Raw genomic sequence first — 444 nt, 5'->3', positions numbered from 1 at the left:
CACTCCAGCCATTAGTGCCAGGGTACATTCCCGTTGGATCGATATAATTTGTTGGACTATTTTTTACGTATCGGTACAAGTTCGCGTCTCCCGCCGCGAAACCCATTGGATCCTGGCTCACGAACCGCCCCGTCACTCCGTCGTACCAGCGGGCACGGTCGTAGTACAGGCCGGTCGCTGTGTCGTAACGCATGGCGGCGAACATGAATGCATCGCCGCCAGAGCCGGTGCCGCTTAGGAATTGGCCGTAGCCGTCGTACTTGTTCTGGCGGATCAGGGTGCCTGATGTGTCGGCGATGTCGCGAACGCTTCCGAAACGGTCGGTCAGGTACCAGGCGGAGACGCCGGAGCTGGTCCGGGCGAGGAGCTCGTCGACGGCGGGGCCGTCGAGGTAGCGGGTCAGCACAGCCCCGACGCCGTTGAAGTCGCCGTAGACCTGGTCGC

General features: G+C 61.9%; 1 protein-coding gene. It reads right to left on the bottom strand.

Annotation, left to right across the window (positions count from 1 at the left end):
• On the bottom strand, positions 1–444 hold a 444-nt coding region (locus tag ACYOEI_RS41150), incomplete at both ends, for an RHS repeat-associated core domain-containing protein (RefSeq protein WP_462856485.1).

The sequence above is a fragment of the Singulisphaera rosea genome (assembly GCF_054877945.1).
The sequence above is the reverse complement of the archived record's forward strand: the minus strand, read 5'-3'. Positions and strand labels throughout refer to the sequence as shown.